Below are 20199 nucleotides of genomic sequence, written 5' to 3'. Positions count from 1 at the left end.
TTCTGTTGTTGGTTTTATTATTCTTCGATTCCTTCGTGCTCGCCTTGACCGCTCTCTACGCCTTTGCGAAGCGCGTTCCACGACAAAGTCGCGCACTTGATACGGGCAGGGAATTTATTGACTCCGGACAGCGCCTCGATATCCTCGTATTCATCGAACTCCGCCTTCTCGCCCTTCATCAAGGAAGAGAACTTGTCAGCCAGCAACAGCGCCTCGGCAGCCGTCTTGCCCTTGACGGCATCGGTCATCATCGAAGCCGAAGCCATGCTGATCGAGCAGCCTTCGCCGGTGAACTTCGCGTTCTTCACGATACCGTCCTCCAGGGTGAGCTGAAGGCTGATGCGGTCTCCGCAGGTTGGGTTGTTCAGGTTGACGGTAACCGAACCGTCTTCCAGCGCTCCTCGATTGCGGGGATTCTTATAATGGTCCATAATAACGCGGCGGTAGAGATCATCTAACGGGTTCATAGCCGAAAAACTCCTTTGTCTTCAGTAGCGCTTCGGCGAGACGGTCCACGTCTTGTTCGGTATTGTACAGATAGAAGCTTGCTCTTGCCGTAGCGCTCTGCTCCAGCCACTTCATCAGCGGCTGGCAGCAATGATGGCCGGCGCGGACGGCGACGCCCTCGGTGTCGAGCACCGTCGCCACGTCGTGCGGGTGCACGTCGCCCAGGTTAAACGTCACGAGGCCGACGCGTTGATCGGCCTTCGGTCCGTAGATCGAAATTCCGTCGATCGCCGACAAGCGCTCGTATGCGTACTTCGCGAGCTTCTTCTCATGACGGTCGATCTCGTCAAGGCCGATGCTCTCGAGGAAGTCGATCGCCGCTCCAAGCCCGACGGCGCCCGCGATAATCGGAGTGCCTCCTTCGAACTTCCAAGGGATCTCCTTCCAGGTGGAATCCTGCAAGCCGACGAAGTCGATCATCTCTCCGCCGAATTCCATCGGTTCCATCTTCTCAAGCAGCTTCGCCTTGCCATATAGAGCGCCGATTCCGGTCGGTCCGCACATCTTATGACCGGAGAACGCATAGAAATCAACATCGAGAGCCTTCACGTCGACCTTCAGATGCGGAGTGCTCTGCGCGCCGTCGACGACGATAATCGCGCCCTTCCGGTGAGCGATCTCCGCGATCTTGGCGATCGGATTCACCGTGCCGAGTACGTTCGATACATAAGCGATGGAGACGATCTTCGTGTTCTCCGTCACCGTGCTCTCCACGTCGGCCATCGCAAGCGTACCGTCCGGCTGCAGCGGAATGTACTTCAGCGTCGCGCCGGTCGCCTTGGCGGCCTGCTGCCAAGGGATGATATTGCTGTGATGCTCCATATAGGTGATGACGATCTCGTCGCCCGGCTTCAGAACCTGACGCGCATAACCGTGCGCAACAAGATTCAAAGCCGTTGTCGTTCCTCGCGTGAAGACGATCTCCCGGCTCGCCGCATTCAGGAACCGGGCTACCTTCTCGCGGGCGCCTTCGTAAGCGTCCGTAGCGCGCGAGCCTAGCGTGTGCACGCCGCGGTGCACGTTCGCGTTATCCCATTCGTAGTAGCGTTTAACCGCTTCGATGACGCTCCGCGGCTTCTGGGAAGTCGCCGCGTTGTCCAGATAGACGAGCGGATGGCCGTTAATGTCCTGGTGAAGAATCGGGAACTCGGCTTTCAGCGCGATCGGATCCATTTACCCCAGCTTCCTTTCAAGGATGCGGTGCATCTCGTCGCGGACCGACTCGACCGGAATTTCGGAAACGACCGGATCCAAGAATCCATAGATGATAAGGCGTTCCGCTTCTTCCTTGGAGATCCCGCGCGACATCAGGTAATACACCTGCTCCGCATTGACCTGGCCGACGCTCGCCGCGTGGCCGGCTTTGACATCGTCTTCGTCGATAAGAAGGATCGGGTTGGCATCGCCGCGTGCTTTCGGGCTCAGCATCAGGACCTTCTCGGTCTGCTGGCCGTTCGCCTTGGTCGCGCCTTTCTCGATCTTCGTGATTCCGTTGATAATCGCCGTCGCTTCATTCGTCATCACGGCGCGGGTAATCATGTCGCTCTCGGAGGAGAGGCCGTAGTGTACGGCGCGCGTCGTGAGGCTCATGCGTTGGGAGCCCGTTCCGACGGAGATGACCTTCGCGTCGGAGGTGGAGCCGTTGCCCTTGAGGATCGACTTCGTGTCCACCAGCGTATTGCCTTCGTGAAGCTCGCCGACGATCCATTCGATGCGGGAATCCTTTTCCAGGATAGCGCGGCGGTAGGTTACGTCGATCGCCGTGCTGTCCATGTGATGGACGGATGCGTATCGAACCTTGGCTCCCGGCTTCGCGAAGATCTCGACCGCCGCGTTATGGAGCAGAGTAGCCGATACGCCTTCTCCGAGGTCCGAGGACACGTGCTCGACGACGGTGACTTGGCTGTTCGCGTCCGCTACGACCAGAATATGGGGAGCGAACGTCGCTTCCGCGTCATCCGCGAACAAGATCGCCTGTACCGGCTTCTCGATGACGACGCCGCGCGGAACGTAAAGGAACATTCCGCCGTTCCACAGAGCGCCGTGCAGCGCGGACAGCTTGTGCTCATCCCGTTCGTACGCCGTCATCAGATGGCCGCGAACGAGCTCTTCATGCGAGCGAGCCGCTTCTTCGAGACTCGTCAGAATGACTCCCTTCGCCTTCAGCTCATCCGACAGGCGGGTGTAGATAACGGAAGAATTGTGCTGAACGATGACCGCTTCGATCTCTTCCTCCGAAAGCTTGGAAGCAATGGAGGCAGGAAGATCGGCTTTGGCCGTTACGGCCTTGCCCGGGCGATGCGCGCCTTGAACATCCAGCGTCCAACGGTGAATCGGCGTCTTCTCCGGCTTCGGCAGCTCCAGCGCGGAAGCCCATTCGCCGGCTTGCTCGCGCCAAGCGACGAGCCAAGCGGGTTCGTTCTTGCTGCGGGACAACGCAGCAGCCGCCTCGCGGTTAAAAGAGGTGGTCGGTGTACTCATGATTGCTAGCCTCCCTTATCCTCTTAGGCCTGGCCAACCGTCTCGTCGACGATGCCCAGCTCTTCTTTGACCCAATCGTAGCCTTCCGCTTCAAGACGCTCTGCAAGCTCCGGACCTCCGGACTTCACGATGCGGCCTTGCATCATAACGTGCACGAAGTCCGGCTTGATGTAGTTAAGCAAGCGTTGATAGTGAGTGATGATCAGGAAGCTGCGCTCTTCGGAGCGCATCGCGTTCACGCCGGCAGCGACGATCTTCAAGGCGTCGATGTCGAGGCCCGAGTCGATCTCGTCGAGAATGACCAGCTTCGGATCCAGCATCATCATCTGCAGAATCTCGTTGCGCTTCTTCTCGCCGCCCGAGAAGCCTTCGTTCAGGTAACGGTGCATGAACTCGGGATTCATCTCGAGCTCCTTCATCTTGCCTTCCATCAGGCGAACGAACTTGATCAGGGAGATCTCGTTGCCTTCGCCGCGGCGAGCGTTGATCGCGCTGCGCAGGAAGTCCGCGTTCGTGACGCCGGTAATTTCGCTAGGGTATTGCATAGCCAGGAACAGGCCGTTAAGCGCGCGCTCGTCGACGCCCATCTCCAGAACGTCTTCGCCTTCGAGCAGAATTTCGCCGCCCGTAACTTCATATTTAGGATGACCCATGATCGAGGACGCAAGCGTACTCTTGCCGGTACCGTTCGGTCCCATGATGGCGTGCACTTGGCCGCCTTCGATCTTCAAGTCGAGGCCTTTCAGAATTTCTTTACCTTCAATGGCCGATCGCAGGCCGTGGATTTCGAACAAGCTGGACATATCGTTTCCCTCCAGGTGATGAGGACTCCAATCCCGTTGCGGTTGACCGCTCACATGGTGCTTAGATGTCGATTGCAACGTTTGGTTCATCCTTATTTATAATTATTTTAATTTGATTCTCATTGATTCTCAACCTACATTTTATGAAAATCAGAGAAAAAACGCAACCGACGCGCCTTAAGTGTGATATTTATCACAGACATCTCGGCGCCGGTTCTGATTATTCGCCCCGAATGGCTCGTTTAACAGCTTCCACCCGCTCTTCGAACAGGTCGTCGGCCAATACGGGGATTCCGCTTAGTTCGGGGAGCGGATCCTCGAAGCGGAGCCAGGACTTGCAGCCGCCGTAGCTTTCCTTCATCGGAACGAGCACGGGCTTCCCCAGCCTGTACATCCGAAGCACCAGCACATGCAGGGGCTTGGTCTTCTTCCACTTCAGCCTCTCTTCCGCGTATTCTTCCGTCCAGATATGCAGATCGCGGAGACGGGACAGCGTCTCGCTATCCGTTACTTCGATATCGTCCGCGACTTCCGCGTACGACGCGATCATGACGGCTCCGGGATGGCTCTCCGCTTCCCGGATCGTGTCGCCGACGACGTCTCTTGTCTCTTGCTTGACCAATTCCGGACGCTGATGCTCATAAGATGGAAATAAATAAAAATGAGGGCTTTCCAGACGGAATTCCCTCGTCTCCTCCGCGATTCCGCCTTTGCGCAGCACGATCACTTGCCTTCCGCTCTCCAGCGCCTTCACGGCAACCGCCCATTCGCGAAGCGCAATCTCCTGTAGCATGCCGCTCTTCCCCTTTCTTTCTCTATATTCGGATTATAACATATCGGTTATCGCTGGATGAAATGTTCCGCTTCCCTTATAATGAGAGAATCAAATTGGGCAAGGCCTTGACCGACGGCGGAGAGGCACAGCCTTGGAGACGCTATCGCCTCCTCGCTGTGTCTTTTTGCTGGAAGGCGGCCCGAGGGCTTTCAGCCGGCAAGGCGATGCGATAGGCTAACGGGCTTCATGCGGCAAGCGCATATCGACAAGCAAGACGACTTAATGGAGGTTGGAGAGAATGAGCCACTATCACCCGCTCAGCGAAGCGGAAGCGATCGAGATCGCGCGTACGATCAAGGAAGTATTCCCGACGAGCGAAGAGCTTGTCTCCAAAGAGATCGGAGACGGCAATCTGAACCTCGTCTTCCATATCACACAGCCTGCAACGGGGGCCAGCCTGATCGTTAAGCAGGCGCTGCCTTACGCGAAGGTGGTCGGCGAATCTTGGCCGCTGTCCTTGGACCGGGCTCGGATCGAGAGCGAAGCCTTGGTCAAGGAAGGCGAACTCGCCCCCGGCCTTACCCCCCGCGTATACAAAGCCGACAACGAGCTTGCCTTGACGATCATGGAGGATCTGAGCGATCACGTCATCATGCGCAAAGGCCTCATCGAAGGCGGAACCTATCCGAGATTCGCGGAGCACATCTCCGAATTCCTGGCCCGAACCCTCTTCTTCACCTCCGACCTCGGCATGAATCAACAGGATAAAAAACGGCTGGTGGAGCGCTTCATCAACCCCGATCTGTGCAAGATCACCGAAGATCTCATCTTCGAGGATCCGTATTTCGATGCGCCGACGAACAGCATCGAATCGAGCATTCGCGACGCGGCCGAAGCGATCTGGAAGGACGAGGAGCTGAAGCTGGAAGTCGCGCTGCTTCGGGAGAAGTTCTTGACGAGCGCGCAGGCGCTGCTTCACGGAGACCTGCATACGGGCAGCATCTTCATCACCCCGGAATCCACCAAGGTCATCGATCCGGAATTCGCTTATTTCGGCCCGATGGGCTTCGATATCGGCGCCGTCTTCGCGAACCTGCTGCTGAACTATGCTTCCCAGGAGCATTGGAGCCTTGACGAAGCTTCCCGCAGCGACCGCCGAGCTTACCTGTTGAACACCATCCGCGACACCTGGACGCTGTTCGAGTCGAAATTCCGCAAGCTGTGGAACGAGCAGGGCAACGACCGCATTTTCCGCGCTTCCGGGTACCAAGACAGCTTCCTCGCCCGCCTGCTGCAGGACACGGTCGGCTTCGCCGGCGCGAAGACCGTCCGCCGCGTCTACGGCCTCGCCCACGTCGCGGATATCGATACCATTCCGGACGCCGCTTCCCGCGAGCGCGCCCAGCGCCTGGCGCTTAAGATCGGCACTGGGCTGATCAAGAGCCATCGTCAAGCCGCTTCTATTGAAGATATCATTCGGATCGCAACGGATGCCGCCGCGAAGTAAGCGGTTCGGATCCTTAACGCTCGGCGCCAGCCGGGCAAATCAGGCATTCGGACGAGAGTCCGGCATTACGAGAGGAGTTACGCATCATGAGCGAGCTAGAAGCTTCCGTCGTATCGAAGATATTGCAACCTGTTATATGGGCGGACGGAGAATTGGAACTGTTGGATCAACGCCTTCTTCCCGAGCAGACCGTTTATTTGAAGCTGACCACGCCGCAGGAGGTGTGGGAAGCGATCCGCGAGCTGAAGGTTCGCGGAGCTCCGGCGATCGGCATCTCGGCTGCCTATGGCGTCGTTCTCGGCGTGCAGAACCTCGAAGGTTCGGTCCGCGAGCTGGCGGCCGAAGCGAAGCGCCACGCGGAATATCTCGCCACTTCCAGGCCGACGGCCGTCAATCTGTTCTGGGCGCTCGAGCGCATGGAATCGAAGGCGGCCGCGCTGGCGGCATCCGATTTCTCGACTGCCGAGGCGATCGAAGAGCTGCGGAAGGAAGCCCAGCTTATCCATGCGGAAGACGTGGAGACGAACCGACTGATCGGCGAGCATGCCTTGACGCTCTTCCGCGACGGAATGGGCGTACTGACGCACTGCAACGCGGGCGGTCTCGCCACCTCCAAGTACGGAACGGCGCTTGCCCCCTTCTATCTCGCCCTCGAACAAGGAATAACGCTCAAGGTGTTCGCCGATGAGACTCGTCCTGTCCTGCAGGGCGCGCGGCTGACCGCTTTCGAGCTTCAACAGGCGGGCGTCGACGTGACGCTCATCACGGACAACATGGCCGCTCACGTCATGTCCAAGGGATGGGTTCAAGCCGTTATCGTCGGAACGGATCGCGTTGCCGCGAACGGCGACGTCGCCAACAAGATCGGCACCTATGGGGTGGCTGTATTGGCCAAGGCGCACAACATTCCGTTCTATGTAGCTTGTCCGATGTCCACCATCGACTTGTCTACCGCGACCGGAGCCGAGATTCCGATCGAGGAACGGCATTCGGACGAGGTCACGAACGCCTTCGGGCGCCGTACGGCGCCTGAAGGGGTGAAGGTCTACAATCCCGCCTTCGACGTGACTCCTAACGAACTGGTGACGGCCATCATTACCGAGAAGGGAATCGTTCGCGCCCCTTATCAGACCGGCCTCAAAGCCTTATTCACGATACAGGATTAATAAGTTTCAAGCTCATCATTGCCTGTATCGTTTACGCTAAGCTTCATCGACGTCCAAGAACGCGTAAGGCGTTTTTGCTTGGATAAGCAAAGCCGCAGGCGGCGGTGTTCAGGAGCGAGCATGGCGCTCCGCTATCGCCGCAATTGCATCATGGCCTTTCATCCCGGGCACGATGCCAAGCTCCCGCGCCGTGTCCGTAACGGATTCCAGCGGAGCCTCCAGCAGCTGCTCGAACGTCCGTACGCCTACCGCGCGGCCCGCGATGATTCGGCGGTCCTTGAGCCGCTCGTTCAGAAGTTGAACGTCAAGCGCTCCGCACATAATATACCCGTCGTTTATCGTGATGGCCAGAAGCGTGGTTCCCGGCAGCAGAACCTCTACGCCAAGCGCGGTATGGCCTTCCACTTCGATAGGAACGAGTCGCATCATCGATAATCACCTCCCAATAGCGATCATGCAGCTGCTGAGGGTATCTCAATAGTGCATTCGAACCATACTATGCTCGCGACTATGCAATAGGTCCTGTGTAATCGATAGGGAAATGCCCAATTTGTACTATTTTAACCAGTAGAAACATGGTATATTATAACTAACGGTATCCATTTTGATAGTTGAATGCTGGGTTACCTCGGGGGTTTGGATCAGCCATGACTAAAAACAAAGCTTCGGAAGACGGTTCTTACCTCTTCCAAGTCGACATCTTGATCCGCGCACCGAGCAACGGCATCGCCATGGAGAAGCTCCTGCACCTTCTGAACGAGGGTGAACTCGCGGACTACCGAATACAATCCGGAATGAAGCTTGGAGAGACGATCAAGAAGGAGCTTGCTTCTTCGGAGCGCACCAGTCTCCTCCTGACGGACAACCTCGACGCCAAGATACGAGGTTACATCCAGTCGAACAAGCTGATTCGGGTTAACCTGAACCGCGGGAAGGGCATCAAGCAATCCATGCCGTGCAGGATCGTTAACTTCGATCCGGAACAAACGCTGCTTACGCTCTATCATGTCGATGAGAAGAGAGTCTATTCCATCTACTTGAACGAGATCGACGATTTCATTGAATAGGCGCAGTCAACCGCAAAGGCCGATCCTTAACTTCAATAAGGATCGGCCTTTGATTGTTATATGGAGAAATAAGCATTCTACCCTTGCCCTTCCAACTTGCCGCCTTCGTATAGGAGCCCCTCGATCTGCGACTTGGGCAGCGGCGGGCTTCCGTAGTACCCTTGCATCTCGTCGCAGCCATGCTGCTGCAGGAATTGAACCTGCTCGATCGTCTCCACGCCTTCGGCGATGACTTCCAGCTGAAGATTATGGGCCATGGCGATGATGGCCGCTACGATAGCGGCATCGTTCGGGTCCTGCTGGATGTCCCTTACGAACGATCGGTCGATCTTGAGGCTTCCGATCGGGAAGTTGCGCAAATAATGGAACGAGCTGTAGCCCGTGCCGAAGTCGTCGATGCTGATGCCCACGCCGAGCTCCGACAGCTGCTCCAGGAAGGAAGTGGCCCGCTCCACATCCATCGTCATGCTCTCCGTGATCTCCAGCTCCAGGTAGTTCGGATCGAGTCCCGTCGCTTCGAGAACCTCGGCGATCTTGCCTATGAGATTGCGCTGCGAGAATTGGCGAGCCGACAAATTGACGGACACCGGAATTGGAGGCAGGCCGGCGTCCTGCCATTCCTTGTTTTGTCTGCAAGCCTCTTGAATCACCCAATCTCCGAGCGGAACGATGATTCCGCTGTCCTCCGCGGCCGGGATGAACTCCCCGGGGGGGACGAGGCCTCTCTTCGGGTGATGCCAGCGAACGAGAGCTTCCATCCCGACGATCCTTCCGCTGGCAAGTTCGTATTGGGGCTGATAATGCAGCAGGAATTCCTGGTTCTGCAACGCCTTCATCAGTTCATGCTGAAGCTGGAGACGACGCAGCGCCTGCTGGTCGACGTCCGGGGAATACAGCTGATAATCGTTGCGGCCGTTCTCCTTCACCTTGTTCAAGGCGGTATCCGCCTTCTTAAGCAGAGAAGGAGCATCCTCCGCAAGACCGTCGCTCATCATGATGCCGATGCTTACGGATACGTGGATAGGCGACTCTCCCAGCAGGAACGGCTCATCGAACAAGCTCATGAGAAGACGCATGCGGTGCGAGAGGTCCTCTTCTCCTTGGACGTCGAGGAGAATGCCCGCGAACTCGTCGCCTTCCATCCGGGCCAGATCGCTCTCTCCTTGGAAGAATAGATTCAGCCTCGCGGCTATCAGCAGAAGGAGCATGTCCCCCGCTTCGCGGCCGAAGGACGCATTCACCAGCTTGAATCGATCGACGTCCAGGTAGCAGACCGCAAGCCGGCTCTCCCCTCTGCTCATCTCCGACATGCGTTTCTGCAGATTCTGAAGGAAGAGACGGCGATTCGGCAGCCCCGTCATATCGTCATAATGGGCCAGGTAGTGATTGCGCTTCAGCGATCTCTTGTGCTGGGTGACATCCTGCAGCACGAAGACGACGCCGGCCGCTTCTCCGTCGCGGTGCATGCGGGTCATCGTCACGTTCAGATCGACCGCATGTCCGGCTTTGTGGAAGATGCGAATGTCCTCCGTGACTTTCTCGCCGAGCAGCGATCTTCTAAAGGCTTGAACGCCAGTCTCATAAGAAGACGGATCGAGCCATCTCAAGAACGGCTCGCCGATCATTTCCGACTTGTCATATCCGAAGTAATCGCTGGAATCTTGATTCAGGTCGAGCAAGCGTCCATCGCTGCTCAAGACGGCTATCGTGATCGGACTGTTGTAAATCGAGTGAAGAAGCTCGAGCTCGTAAGACGTTATGTCGGTCCATCCGTTCACAAGGCTACGTCCTTCCTCCCTTATGGGAAACATGACAAACGATGTATGATCTTCATTATATAACAAAATTCGACATTTTTGAAACTATTGTGCCTTCCTTGCCGCCAGAATCACGCAGAGCCAGCCGGCGATGAAGGAAACGCCGCCGAGCGGGGTAATCGGACCGAAGAAGGTCAGCCCCGTCAGGGACAAGCCGTAGAGGCTTCCCGAGAACAGGATGACTCCGAGCACGAGCAGCCGCCCCGCCCAAACCATCTTTTTGCCGGAGCCGAACCGGTCTCCCAGAAGGGCGATTAGCAGAAGGCCCAGCCCATGGTACATCTGATAACGAACGCCGGTCTCGAATGTCTTCAGGTCGTCCTCGGAGATCTGGTCCTTGAGCGCGTGAGCGCCGAACGCTCCGAATACGACAGCCAACAGCGCAATGAAAGCGCCGATCATCGCATATTTCCTTAACACGGTATATCCTCCCTTAAAGGCAAATCGTGGCAGTCTGTTACCATCATACCCTTTTCCCCGGCTTAACGCCATGAACGAAATGGGACAAATGATTCGCCGGAAAGGCCTCGATCTTATGATGGGAATCACAGCTTAGAAAAATCGCACACATCGTTTGTGAGAACTAGAATATATTGAATAACACACGATTTTTACACTTGCCAAAAAAGGTGGTGTCCACGCCATGACTGAGCCGGCTTTCATCCTGTCGCGCGAAGACTGGTCATTGCATCGCAAGGGATACCAGGATCAGTCGCGGCATCAGCAGAAGGTTCGCGAGGCTATCAAGCAGAACTTGCCCGACCTGCTGTCGGAAGAGAATATCGTCCTCTCGGACGGGAAGCAGATCATCAAGATTCCGATTCGCAGCATGGAAGAGTATCGCTTCATCTATAACAACAACAAGCGCAAGCATGTCGGCCAAGGATCCGGGGACAGCCAGGTCGGCGACGTTCTCGGTACCGACCCCCAGAGCGGCAGCGGCAAGGGGGAAGGAGCCGGCGACCAGCCGGGCGACGATGTTGTGGAAGCGGAGATCTCCATAGCGGAGTTGGAAAATCTGCTGTTCGAGGAGCTGGAGCTGCCTTATCTGAAGCGCAAGGAGAAAGAACAGATCGAGATGAAGGACGTCCGCTTCACCGACGTTCGCCGCAAAGGGATCATGTCCAACATCGACAAGAAACGGACGATCCTGGAGAACCTGCGCCGCAACTCCCGCGAGGGACGGCCCGAGATCGCCGGCATCTCCCCCGACGACCTCCGCTTCAAGACATGGGAGGACATCGTGAAGCCCCAGAACAATGCCGTGATCCTGGCCATGATGGATACGTCGGGAAGCATGGGCTCCTTCGAGAAGTACTGCGCCCGCTCGTTCTTCTTCTGGATGACGAGATTCCTGAGAAGGCAGTACGAGAAAGTCGAGATCGTGTTTATCGCGCACCATACGGAAGCCAAGGAAGTGACCGAGGAGGAGTTCTTCACCCGCGGCGAGAGCGGCGGCACGATCTGTTCGTCCGCTTACATCAAGGCGCTGGAGATCATCGACAGCCGGTACTCCCCGTCTCTCTACAACATCTACCCCTTCCATTTCTCCGACGGCGACAACCTGACCAGCGACAACGAGAGATGCGTTCGGCTTATCAAAGAAATTCTGAATGTTGCGAATATTTTCGGCTATGGGGAAGTGAACCAATACAATCGCTCCAGCACCCTCATGTCCGCCTACAAGCATCTCGAGCATCAGCAGTTTCTCTATCATGTCATCAAGGAGAAAACCGAGATCTATAGCGCTCTCAAGACGTTCTTCAAGAAGAGAGACGCCGTAGGGTGACCATACGCGAGCGACCGCCCTCCTTCCGAGACGGTCGCTTCTTCCATTCCTAATCTTATTGGAAAAGCGGGGTGAGTCTCATGATCGCATGGGGCCGTATCGTGCGCAGTGTTACGGTCGGGATGGTCATGGCGCTGCTCGCCATCGGGCTGCTGCCATTCTTGTTGATCTACGTCGTGTCCGATCTGAACGGCCTGATGGATCTGGATGCGTCGCCGATCGTTTCTGTCGTCAGCCGGTTCATTCATTGGGAGAAGTGACTTCGTTCCGTCTATGAGGGTTGTCTAGGCTTAGGCCCTTCTTTGACAAACAATAGGTTGTCGTAGAACTTCCGTAAAGCGCGGAAGCATTTAAAATCACAGGGTGTTCTTTGATTTCGATCACCCTTTCGTCCAGCTTCCTTCTGACAAGAAGGAAGCTGGACCCAAGAAGTGCTTTCACTGCTTCAAGCCAAGGAGCTTCGCCATATTCAGTGACCAAGAAGCTATTGGTTGAGTAATTCAAGACGTTTCCTCGGCAATGAGAAATTTGTTCGCCGTCATCGTCCCACTGTACCCGCCCCCTATTTACCGTATCTCGCTTGCGCTTGCCGGGTACTGCACCTGTTCACCCCGCTTGTCGGTAAAATCTCACCCGATCATTATCGAAGAATCCTGTAAACCGAAAGCATGACGTTCGTATTAGCGACAGCACCTATTCCTTTAAGCCAAGGTCACGACGAATCCGTCTCTTCCAGTCCCTTCCACAACTGGACTAGATCGAGGAACTAATCCTTGGTCAACGTTAGCTAACGCCAGCTCAATCTAAACATCAAAGTCCGACGAGGCGATTGTCTTGGCAACTTTTGCATGGTTTTGCCTCCTTTCGCTACCTCTGATATCGGCCGACAATCCCATCATTTTCATACCAAAGTTCATCTTTCTGAATCCGGTTATGTTTCTAATTGCTTAGGGAAAACACCAGTATGTTGGCGAAAAGTAGAGGGGGACTGGTATCCCAGTCCCCCCTGCATCAAACCGTACGTGAGGTTTTCCCTCATAAGGCTTTCCGATGTTCCTCTTTCTTGTGCATGCGGCAATTATCCGATACAAGGCTCGACTCTCTCTTGTCCCTTTCGGGGCCATGTGACGATGCGGCAGGATTCACTTGATGTTACGGTCTGTTCCTTTGCTTGCACTCCGGAAGGAATGCTTTGTCACAGGGCTTCAACCTTAGGATTTCTCCACCAGTTGCCTGTCATCTACAAGGCGACTTGGCTCTTACCTTGGTCTGACTTTCACCGACGAGTTGTACCTAGCTTAGCAAGCGCACGAAAACTACATGGAGTTATTACACTCTCATATGGTAATAAAGCTGTTTACTTTCTCAAGTTAAATTCACGTAAATTGATACAATCTTCTTGATTAAATTGAATTAGCACATTTCCGTGTGCAGTGATAACTATACTGCAATGACCATAAGGCCAATCTAAGACACCTCCAAAATTATATGTATAACCTTCATTTTCGTATGGGAATATCCATTCTTTTTTTAATCTCAAGATTTCCCCACTCTGCTGAACTAAGAATGATCTTCCATCTTCTTCATATAATGCAACTTTTACTTTTATCCTTGAAACTTCTTCAAAAGTTAAAGTAGCGTTTGTTATTATTACATCATCCTCATAACTTGAAACAATATCTTGTGCTAAAGAGGCCGAGAAGTCAATATTACTGACTTGAACTGTTAAAGTGCCATCTACATGTCGTGAAGGAGAACAATCAATTTTAGCTTCACCAAATCCAATTGAATTGAACTTTTCTCCAGTAATGTATATAATATTCATTTCGTCACCTATATCTTTCGCAAGATTATTTGGAAAAGAGTATCTGGATCTATAGGATTACCATTCGTTGTTTGAGTTCCGAACTTATAAGCATCAGAGGCAGCGCCTCTTGAAACCACCTCATATCCCATCTGTTTGAGTGCTTCAGAACTAGCCTTATAGATATTGTTAAAATATTTGTTCCATGTTTGCCCGACAATGGTGAATGTCCCCCCTTCTTTAAGAACCGTATTTGTAGCAGCGTTCAAGGGATTATAACCGTAAGGGTTAATTGATATTATGCTATCAATTGAACCAGTGTCAAAAGGTAGTTTTTTTGTAACATCAGCTACCAAATCTACGCCATCCTTCATCACATTATTAATGTTTATCGCACCTCTAATTGGATTGGTACCTGATCCAATATTAAGAACCCGCATAGACTTAACTGTGTTTGAAGTAAGTACAAACTCCTCTAACACCGGTGAGAAAAAGAGCGCAGCAGATGCACCACTTATGACTCTTTCTGTTGCAGATAACTTTTGTCCAGTTAGTAAGTCCACTCCGATTGCAGAATTGTATATATCCGAAGCAAGTCCGCCTGTTAATCCGTTATACACCCATTTCCCAGCAAACTCCACTGAATCTTGGACTTTATCCATAAACTTTTTAGTCAATGACCACCCACTTATCGGATTATGGCCTGTAGGATCAATACTGTTTAGTGGGTTATTCAGTACATACGTATAAAGATTCAACGTCAGAGGATTATCAATCTGCCCCTCATACGTATCCTAGTTAATAAACCGCTATCTTCTATCAATTTTATCCTACTCTTCTTTCTTCTACCACTGGCATTACATAAGCAGTTTTATGCTTCATCATGCCAAAAATAACGTTGACCAGCTTTCTCATCACACAGACGATAGCCTGCTTTTTCGTCTTGTTCGCATCCAATTTGCTTTGGTAGTATGCCAGCATTGCTGGGTTTCTAGGTTCTTTCTTGCCTTTCGTCACCGCTAACTGTCGTATGGCCAAGTCGTAGAACAGCCCGTGCAAGTGACGGTCTCCCAACTTACTCTTCTTCACGTTTTCCCTAATGCCTGAACTGTTCTCGTATGGTGCAATTCCTGCATACTTCGCCAGTTTATCGGCGTTCTTGAAGCGTCTAATGTCACCGATTCGGGCTATAAAGTCCGCTGCTGTCACAAGTTCAATGCCTGTCATGGATTCTAACTTATAGTCGAGGGTATCCATCAGTTCCTTGATTTGCTCTTCCACCATTGCGATTTCCTTTTTCAAGAAGTCAACCTGTCGGACATAACTGACAATCATCGCATCCTTCACCCCCTGGTTCCCGCGCTTCGTGTCTCCATCTGACTCTATGCAACCTACTATTTCCATCGCTTTCCCGACAGTTAAACAGTTGTTGCTATGTTTTCGAAGAAACTCCGCTAAGTCCTCTACTGGCACATCCTTCAAACAATGAGGGGACGGATATTCCTTCCAGAATGCCAACGCCGTCTTCCCCGTTAGATCGGTGAAAAACTTCTTGTAACTTGGATAGTGATAGCTAAGTTCATTGTGGAGCTGCTTCTTCGTCTTCGTCAGTTCGCAAACCAATGAGTCCTGGCGATTAACGCAATGCTTTAACGAGAAATAGACATCTTGGGGCTTTGCATCCGGTAGATGGTCCAACTCGTCAAGCAGTATCTTGGCAACGATTCGGGCATCCCAATTATCATTTTTCTTTGGCTGTGGGTTACTTTTACGCTTGTCATTCGCAAGCGATGGGTTTACCGACTTCACCGCATACCCTTCGCTTGTTAGATAGATCGATAAGCCTCGCCCATATCCGTTAACATCCTCCAGACCGAATACAGGTGTCAGCCCCTCTGTGGTACAGGACTTGACTTGTTCAACGAATGAAGGGAACGCTGATGGCTTGTTCGCAAAGCGGAACGTTCCCAGCGTCTTTTCATTCCAGCAGTCAATGACAACCGCCACATGTTTCTCTTTGTGCAAATCTACCCCCACATAGATATGATTCATTTTAGGATGGATCATTCTGGATGCCCCCTTCAGAATTTTGGACAGTCGGTAAAAGAGAAGCCTGCATCCTCAGTTCGAGCGTTAACCGCACGAGGCAGCCCGCAAAGATACAACAGCAAGTTTCTTCCCTTTCTCCTGCCCTGACCTAACTTAAAAGATTTCAAGTCGATTCTTTAAGTGGCATTGAACCTTTTATTCAAACTTGCTTCTGCAACCTGCACGACAGCATTGCTTTCTCGAATCGGACATGGAGCAGATGCTGACGGCGATCACTTTCTAACGCGAATACGGCGTTCAGAATACCCTCGATCATCGTCATCTGGAATCGGTCGCCTTCTTTATGCGTATAGCTGAGCATCCCATCTACGTAGGTTTCAATCGTTTCAAGTTCCTCTAATAGTTGGTCTTCCTTCTCGACAAGTCGGTTGTATCGGTTATTCAAGTCTTCCATTCCGACTGCCTCCTATATGATCGCGGTGTAGCGACCCGGAGCCGTGACTTCACCGTAGCTGTAGATCCCTTTGTAGAAGTCCTCACGATCGAATATGCGCTTGATCTGCACCTTGGTGAACGACTTGCCTTGCGCTGTCTTGTAACCGTCATAGTTGAGTTGCTTGGCGAACTCTGACAGCGGCCAATGCGGGAACAGTTCCTTCAGTTCAAACAGCCGATGAACGATAATGGCACATTCCCAATCAATCTGAAAAGCCTTCTGCCCCTTCGTAGCACGGTATCCAAACGGAACGCCACCACCCGCATAACCGCCTTGTTGGGCTTTCTTCTTGCGCCCTCGACTCAGCTTCAAAGCGATTTCAAGGCGCTGATACTGATCTAACAACTCCAACATGCCATTAACTAGAAAGTCGTTAGGGTCATGGGCGTTGATGCTGTAGTTCGGTTGCTCAATGGCGGTTACATCCACGTTCTGCCGTTTCAGTTCCCGTTGAATGAGCACCTTCGCCATATCCGAACGCCATAGTCGTGACGTATTCAGGACGACGATTGCGGACACATCCCCGCACCTCAGATCGGCAAGCATCTCCTGCAAGCCTTCGCGTTCAACGGTCAACCCTTCTTCATCGACTGCCGCGCCGCTTATGCCCTTATCCTCATAGACGCTCAACAGCTCCAAGTCGTTCTGAAGACAGTATCGCTCGATCTCCTCCACTTGGTAGGTCAAGCTGTAACCTTCCTTCGCTTGTCCATAAGTGGATACTCTAACGTATCCGACGACCTTCTCCCTCAAGAAAATCCCCTCCCGTTACACGGACTTTAGTCCCTTTAACGCTATCCCCGTTTTCTGCGGATAACTCGCCTCCGTCAACGGTTAAACGTTGATGCGTAGTATACGACCCTTTCCAAAATCTGCACAACCCGCAAATTTATACTCGTGTTCGCTCCGGAAGAGGTCGTACACTATTCGCAATTAACGTGTTGGAGGAAGGAACCCATGATGAAATCCATTGTTCGAATCCGTCTGAATGAAATCTTGAAGGAGCGTCGTATGACTCGTCAGCAGCTAGCCCATTTGACCGGACTCCGTCCCTCTACGGTCAGCGACTTGTGCAAGCCAACAGCCAGCCGAATATATCTCAGTACCATCGCCGCTGTATGCGTTGCATTAGATATAGCCATCGATGAACTCCTCGTCCTCGAAGATGTCGAACCCTGTTAACCCACTTCTCCCGTTCTCGCTTACGTTCTGCACCATGTCAAACGACCATTCGGACATCGACTCCGATTGTTCCGTTGAGATGGGCAGCAGCCCTAACGCTCTCCCCTTGCGCACTTGCTCTAACTCCAGTCGAAGCTTTCTCTCTTGCTGATCGTTCTCCATCTTCTGAATAGAACGCAGGATGGTCATGCTTGCTTCCGCATCCTCCTGACACATAGCTTTCATGGCTTGCTGTACGGATTCTTTAATCGTGCTGTACGCGAACAAGACCCTCTCTACTCGCACGATCTCCCAACTTAGTGCTTCGAAATCCATTTCTTTGATTGATTTCCTCATTTCGTCCATCCCTCTCTGCTCGAATTATTATGTCGGACGATCAATTTGCACCGAAACGCAAAAAGAACACCGACTGCCACCGCCCAAGCGGTGAAAATCAAGTGTTCTAAGGTTGAATGTTTGTTAAGGTTGTCCCGGCGTAGCCTATCCCGCCTTCGCGTCCTCATTATTGCATAGAGGTTATCTGGCGGTCAACCCTCATTTCAAACGATCTTCATGTTAAACGTTCATATTCATGAGTTCCGTGTAATCCGGATTACCGACAACTATTACCTACATGGAGTTCCAGTTGAATCACACTAAACAAATCACACTCATGAGCTTCTGTGTAAACCGGACAATCAAGGCTTCATGACACGTTTGCTTGCCTGTGTATTTTTACCATAAAAGTTCACCATCATGAGTCTTGCGTGAAGCAATAGATTCATTCTTCTTCCTACTCCCGAATCGCAGGACTCTCCCAATAGCTGTCGGCTACCTTCACAAAGTCATCTTTATCAAATTCGCTCCAATTGATCTTACCGGCTGTTTCTTTCGTTAGTGTTATTTTGAGTATCGTTGTTGATTTGGAGTTACCGTAATCGTCAGTAGTTGGGAACTGCCATAACAAGGCTACTTCTTCAATGTCCGCTATCTGGAACAATGCCTTGAACACCTTAATCGAGTCTAGTTGCATGCCGCCCTTAATCATGCCTGCAGTCAAGTTATCGTTCCCTCTCAGTGATGCGACAACAATTTTATCCCCTTCTTGCACTGTGCCGGAATGGTCGTTTACTTGAAGACTAACGATTCTCGGTTCGTCCATGTTGGATGTGTCCCCGATGGCTCTCGTTATGGAGGAACGAACCTGAGCTTCGATTCCTTGCCCTGTGCTGTTCGCCGTCACGGGTGTTGCTTCCGCAGCCCCATGCTCGTTGTTGTTGCCCTTATCCCCTACAATCGCTACGATGATGATTCCAATGAAGACCAGCGCTATCAACATTCCTAAACATCCAAGGCACCCGGTTAGAAAATTCGTCTTAGGTTTCTGCTTGTTCACTTCTCCTTGTTTGACCACGCTTGCCGACTGTACGTTTGTCCCACTCTTCAACGAATTCTTCTGCTTTCCCTGCATTTTCTGCACCCCTTCGACAATTTACGATAGGCAGAATTATACAGTAAAAGCATGTATTTTAGTATTATTTATTTTGATACTATACTATCAATTACCGCATCCTCTGCCATCGTCTACTCTCTCTATAGAGGTGTTTACCGTGGCAGATATTCTAAATTTAGTCGGTTCCAAAATACGAGACTACCGGAAAGCCAAGGGTCTCTCCCAAGATCAACTCGCTGAGTTGTGCGGGTTCCATTTCTCCTACATCGGCGGTGTCGAACGCGGCGAGCGCAACATCTCCTTAGAGAACCTTGCTAAGATTGCCGAGACGCTGGAACTGGAGCCGAAGGTATTCTTTGACTTCGAACAGCCCTTCGTACAGCCGCCTTCCGACAAGAAGGAAGCAGCATTACAGGAAGTGCTCACGTTACTTCAAGCCAAGGAGCTTCGCCACATTCAGATGACCAAGAAGCTATTGGTGGAGATATTCAAGACGTTCCCGCGGCAATAATAGCACGTTTGTCGTTATCGTTCCACCGCACTCGACTCCTGTTTAACCGTGTCTCGCTTGCGCATTCCGGGTGCTGCGCCCGTTCAACCCCTTCGGTGGTAAAATCATCCGTTCACCATCGGAGAGCCTCGAAAACCGAAAGCATGACGTTCGCGCCCGACTTATCACCAATCAAAATAGAGCACATGAGCCCCATGTATTGAAGGGAGCCATGTGCTCTATTCATCCCATCTATTTTCGCAAGTCAACGTCTAATCTTCGAAGCCAAGGTCGCGCCGGACTTCCGCTTCCGCCTTTTCCAGTTCCTTTTTCCGCTGAACGAGATCGAGGAACCACTCCTTGTCGCCGTTAGCTAACGCCAGTTCGATCAGGTCATCAAAGTCTGACGATGCGATATACCTTGGCAACGACCGCACGAGCTTAGCCTCCTTCTACTATGCCTCTTTGTTGAAAGAAGCCACATGGAGTTGTTACACTCGCATGTGGCCACTCTCTTTACTCAGTTTCAAAGGTGAAGTTTTCAATTATTCCCTTTCCCAATATTTTAGAAGCCAGTTGAAGAGTGATACTGCCACCACTCTTTACAAGGTCTCTGATGTGCCCAAACGCTTCTTCATCGACTGTTGGAAGCTCAATCGTTACCGAATATTGAGCATCTCTCACTAACACTTCTACATCAGCATCCGGAATAATCGTCCCCGAAAACAATAAATTGTTTCCAAAGTTTATTCCTGGTCTAAGAATGTTTTTAGCGCTTATATCGTGAGTTAAGTTCTTTGAATCGAAAATCACTCTTGCATCCAGTTTAAGCAT

24 protein-coding genes are annotated in these 20199 nt (G+C 52.3%); 7 read left to right on the top strand and 17 right to left on the bottom strand.

The annotated features are described in order from the left end of the window. Positions 1 to 17: 17 nt before the first annotated feature. The 5 genes from sufU to ELR57_RS24885 all read right to left on the bottom strand — a co-directional run bounded on the left by sufU (position 18) and on the right by ELR57_RS24885 (position 4584). Positions 18 to 467 (bottom strand): Fe-S cluster assembly sulfur transfer protein SufU, encoded by a 450-nt coding sequence (gene sufU, locus ELR57_RS24905; protein ID WP_126962121.1) that lies wholly within the window; start codon positions 465 to 467, stop codon positions 18 to 20. Further along, positions 451 to 1680 carry a cysteine desulfurase gene (locus ELR57_RS24900; RefSeq protein WP_126962119.1) on the bottom strand — a complete coding sequence of 410 codons (1230 nt, stop codon included), beginning with the start codon at positions 1678 to 1680 and terminating at the stop codon, positions 451 to 453. Before ELR57_RS24900 ends, sufU begins: the two co-directional genes overlap by 17 nt. Further along, positions 1681 to 2988, bottom strand: a complete 1308-nt coding sequence (gene sufD / locus ELR57_RS24895; RefSeq protein WP_126962117.1) for a Fe-S cluster assembly protein SufD — start codon at positions 2986 to 2988, stop codon at positions 1681 to 1683. It lies immediately after the preceding gene. Positions 2989 to 3011: 23 nt separating this feature from the next. Then, positions 3012 to 3791, bottom strand: coding sequence for a Fe-S cluster assembly ATPase SufC (sufC, locus tag ELR57_RS24890; RefSeq protein ID WP_126962115.1), 780 nt, complete (start codon positions 3789 to 3791; stop codon positions 3012 to 3014). Positions 3792 to 4011: 220 nt separating this feature from the next. Next, positions 4012 to 4584 (bottom strand): DUF1802 family protein, encoded by a 573-nt coding sequence (locus tag ELR57_RS24885; RefSeq protein WP_126962113.1) that lies wholly within the window; start codon positions 4582 to 4584, stop codon positions 4012 to 4014. Between the two features lie 280 nt (positions 4585 to 4864). On the opposite strand from ELR57_RS24885, the gene mtnK reads away from it, so the two are divergent. Further along, a complete protein-coding gene (gene mtnK, locus ELR57_RS24880) occupies positions 4865 to 6073 on the top strand; it encodes an S-methyl-5-thioribose kinase (RefSeq protein ID WP_126962111.1) in 1209 nt (402 codons plus the stop codon). Positions 6074 to 6159: 86 nt separating this feature from the next. Beyond that, positions 6160 to 7239 carry an S-methyl-5-thioribose-1-phosphate isomerase gene (gene mtnA / locus ELR57_RS24875; RefSeq protein WP_126962109.1) on the top strand — a complete coding sequence of 360 codons (1080 nt, stop codon included), beginning with the start codon at positions 6160 to 6162 and terminating at the stop codon, positions 7237 to 7239. Positions 7240 to 7347: 108 nt separating this feature from the next. On the opposite strand, the gene ELR57_RS24870 is transcribed toward mtnA, so the two are convergent. Beyond that, a complete protein-coding gene (locus ELR57_RS24870; protein WP_126962107.1) occupies positions 7348 to 7668 on the bottom strand; it encodes a YunC family protein in 321 nt (106 codons plus the stop codon). A 218-nt stretch (positions 7669 to 7886) separates the two neighbouring features. Here ELR57_RS24870 and ELR57_RS24865 point away from each other — a divergent pair, with 218 nt between their 5' ends. Beyond that, positions 7887 to 8306 (top strand): hypothetical protein, encoded by a 420-nt coding sequence (locus tag ELR57_RS24865; RefSeq protein ID WP_126962105.1) that lies wholly within the window; start codon positions 7887 to 7889, stop codon positions 8304 to 8306. 77 nt (positions 8307 to 8383) lie between these two features. On the opposite strand, the gene ELR57_RS24860 is transcribed toward ELR57_RS24865, so the two are convergent. Both ELR57_RS24860 and ELR57_RS24855 read right to left on the bottom strand, forming a co-directional pair. Further along, on the bottom strand, positions 8384 to 10084 hold the full coding sequence (locus tag ELR57_RS24860; protein ID WP_126962103.1) for a sensor domain-containing protein: 1701 nt from the start codon (positions 10082 to 10084) through the stop codon (positions 8384 to 8386). A gap of 84 nt (positions 10085 to 10168) precedes the next feature. Further along, on the bottom strand, positions 10169 to 10543 hold the full coding sequence (locus ELR57_RS24855) for a DUF423 domain-containing protein (RefSeq protein WP_126962101.1): 375 nt from the start codon (positions 10541 to 10543) through the stop codon (positions 10169 to 10171). A gap of 223 nt (positions 10544 to 10766) precedes the next feature. Between ELR57_RS24855 and yhbH the strand changes: the two genes are divergently transcribed. Both yhbH and ELR57_RS24845 read left to right on the top strand, forming a co-directional pair. Further along, positions 10767 to 11912, top strand: coding sequence for a sporulation protein YhbH (gene yhbH, locus ELR57_RS24850; RefSeq protein ID WP_126962099.1), 1146 nt, complete (start codon positions 10767 to 10769; stop codon positions 11910 to 11912). 80 nt (positions 11913 to 11992) lie between these two features. Continuing rightward, on the top strand, positions 11993 to 12172 hold the full coding sequence (locus tag ELR57_RS24845) for a hypothetical protein (RefSeq protein WP_126962097.1): 180 nt from the start codon (positions 11993 to 11995) through the stop codon (positions 12170 to 12172). Between the two features lie 1097 nt (positions 12173 to 13269). Here ELR57_RS24845 and ELR57_RS24840 read toward each other — a convergent pair. From ELR57_RS24840 to ELR57_RS24820, 5 genes are all read right to left on the bottom strand, one after another. Continuing rightward, positions 13270 to 13737, bottom strand: coding sequence for a hypothetical protein (locus ELR57_RS24840; RefSeq protein WP_126962095.1), 468 nt, complete (start codon positions 13735 to 13737; stop codon positions 13270 to 13272). 8 nt (positions 13738 to 13745) lie between these two features. After that, positions 13746 to 14393, bottom strand: coding sequence for a pre-toxin TG domain-containing protein (locus tag ELR57_RS24835; protein WP_126962093.1), 648 nt, complete (start codon positions 14391 to 14393; stop codon positions 13746 to 13748). 148 nt (positions 14394 to 14541) lie between these two features. Continuing rightward, positions 14542 to 15780 carry an IS110 family RNA-guided transposase gene (locus ELR57_RS24830; RefSeq protein WP_126962165.1) on the bottom strand — a complete coding sequence of 413 codons (1239 nt, stop codon included), beginning with the start codon at positions 15778 to 15780 and terminating at the stop codon, positions 14542 to 14544. 184 nt (positions 15781 to 15964) lie between these two features. Continuing rightward, positions 15965 to 16219, bottom strand: a complete 255-nt coding sequence (locus ELR57_RS24825; protein WP_126962091.1) for a hypothetical protein — start codon at positions 16217 to 16219, stop codon at positions 15965 to 15967. 12 nt (positions 16220 to 16231) lie between these two features. Next, positions 16232 to 17014 (bottom strand): recombinase family protein, encoded by a 783-nt coding sequence (locus tag ELR57_RS24820; RefSeq protein WP_126962089.1) that lies wholly within the window; start codon positions 17012 to 17014, stop codon positions 16232 to 16234. Between the two features lie 204 nt (positions 17015 to 17218). Here ELR57_RS24820 and ELR57_RS24815 point away from each other — a divergent pair, with 204 nt between their 5' ends. Continuing rightward, positions 17219 to 17443 carry a helix-turn-helix domain-containing protein gene (locus tag ELR57_RS24815; protein WP_370452348.1) on the top strand — a complete coding sequence of 75 codons (225 nt, stop codon included), beginning with the start codon at positions 17219 to 17221 and terminating at the stop codon, positions 17441 to 17443. On the opposite strand, the gene ELR57_RS24810 is transcribed toward ELR57_RS24815, so the two are convergent. Both ELR57_RS24810 and ELR57_RS24805 read right to left on the bottom strand, forming a co-directional pair. Beyond that, a complete protein-coding gene (locus ELR57_RS24810) occupies positions 17390 to 17758 on the bottom strand; it encodes a hypothetical protein (RefSeq protein ID WP_126962088.1) in 369 nt (122 codons plus the stop codon). The genes ELR57_RS24815 and ELR57_RS24810 overlap by 54 nt on opposite strands. Positions 17759 to 18215: 457 nt before the next feature. Then, positions 18216 to 18893 (bottom strand): hypothetical protein, encoded by a 678-nt coding sequence (locus ELR57_RS24805; RefSeq protein ID WP_126962086.1) that lies wholly within the window; start codon positions 18891 to 18893, stop codon positions 18216 to 18218. Positions 18894 to 19032: 139 nt separating this feature from the next. Here ELR57_RS24805 and ELR57_RS24800 point away from each other — a divergent pair, with 139 nt between their 5' ends. Further along, on the top strand, positions 19033 to 19386 hold the full coding sequence (locus ELR57_RS24800; protein ID WP_126962084.1) for a helix-turn-helix domain-containing protein: 354 nt from the start codon (positions 19033 to 19035) through the stop codon (positions 19384 to 19386). A 251-nt stretch (positions 19387 to 19637) separates the two neighbouring features. Here the strand turns inward: ELR57_RS24800 and ELR57_RS27965 are convergent, their stop codons facing one another. Together ELR57_RS27965 and ELR57_RS24795 are read right to left on the bottom strand one after the other, a co-directional pair. Further along, positions 19638 to 19802: a hypothetical protein gene (locus tag ELR57_RS27965; protein WP_158630160.1), complete on the bottom strand. Its 165-nt coding sequence runs from the start codon at positions 19800 to 19802 to the stop codon at positions 19638 to 19640. Between the two features lie 79 nt (positions 19803 to 19881). Next, a complete protein-coding gene (locus tag ELR57_RS24795) occupies positions 19882 to 20199 on the bottom strand; it encodes a hypothetical protein (RefSeq protein WP_126962082.1) in 318 nt (105 codons plus the stop codon).

Source organism: Cohnella sp. AR92, from assembly GCF_003990975.1.
Taxonomy (GTDB): Bacteria; Bacillota; Bacilli; order Paenibacillales; family Paenibacillaceae; genus Cohnella.
Note: the sequence above shows the minus strand (reverse complement) of the source record. Positions and strands in the feature narration are given on the sequence as shown.